Origin of the sequence: Streptomyces viridosporus (assembly GCF_002078235.1) — a bacterium.
Lineage (GTDB): Bacteria > Actinomycetota > Actinomycetes > Streptomycetales > Streptomycetaceae > Streptomyces > Streptomyces viridosporus.
Genome location: NZ_MSGP01000963.1, coordinates 1 through 854 on the forward strand (window position 1 = coordinate 1; position 854 = coordinate 854).

Below are 854 nucleotides of genomic sequence, written 5' to 3' on the forward strand. Positions count from 1 at the left end.
CGGTCCCGCTCGCCCGGGCCAGCAGCGCCCCCGCCGCACCCGCTCCCGCTCCCCAGACGGCGCCCAGCAGGAGTGCCGTGCCGAGGCGACCGCGCAGCTGGATGCCGGCGCCGAACGCGTCGAGGCCGAGGACGGACAGCGAGGCGTCCGCGGACACCTCCGTCAGCAGGGTCGACAACGGCAGCGCCAGAGCCGTCACGACGCCCAGCCGCAGCGCGCACCGCGCTGCGAGGCCGGCCGTTCCCGGAGCCTGCGCCGCCGCGCGCCCCACCGGCGTCCGCCCCATCGGCGTCCGCACCGCCGTCAGGACCCCCGCCAGCAGCATCACCAAAGCGGCCGCCACCCCCAGCAGCCACACCCGCCCGTCGAGCTCGGCCAGCCGTCCCAGCGTGACGGGCCGGTCGGAGCCGACCCTCAGGAGGTCGTCCAAGGGGCTGGGAAGCACCTGCAGCAGAGCCCCGCTCGCCCGTCCGTCCCACGGTACGAACAGGCCGACCGACAGACCGAGCCCCACCCCGTTCGGTGCCCCCAGCAGCGCCGCTCCGGCGATCCGCCGGGGATGGTCGTCGCCGATCGCCGCGTACCCCGCCGCGGCGAGCCCCGCCACCACCGCCACCAGCCCCACCGCGACGAGGGCGGACACGGCCGGCCGGACGGCCCGGTGCACGGCGTCCCAGCCGCGCGGCAGGGGAGCGCGGCGGGACGCCAGCAGCGCGACGAGCAGGACACCGGCCGACCAGCAGAGGCCGCCGAGCAGCGTCGGCACCGTGTCGACGGTGAACCCGACCGTCGCCTCCGCGTCGACGAGGTCCCCGATCCGGTCCGGCAGCAGCCCCCCGACGTCACCGAGGTCG

1 protein-coding gene is annotated in these 854 nt (G+C 77.8%); it reads right to left on the reverse strand.

What is annotated here, in order from left to right:
* Positions 1–854 (reverse strand): streptophobe family protein (locus tag B7L92_RS38925; RefSeq protein WP_218030504.1); only part of this gene is annotated, 854 nt, incomplete at both ends.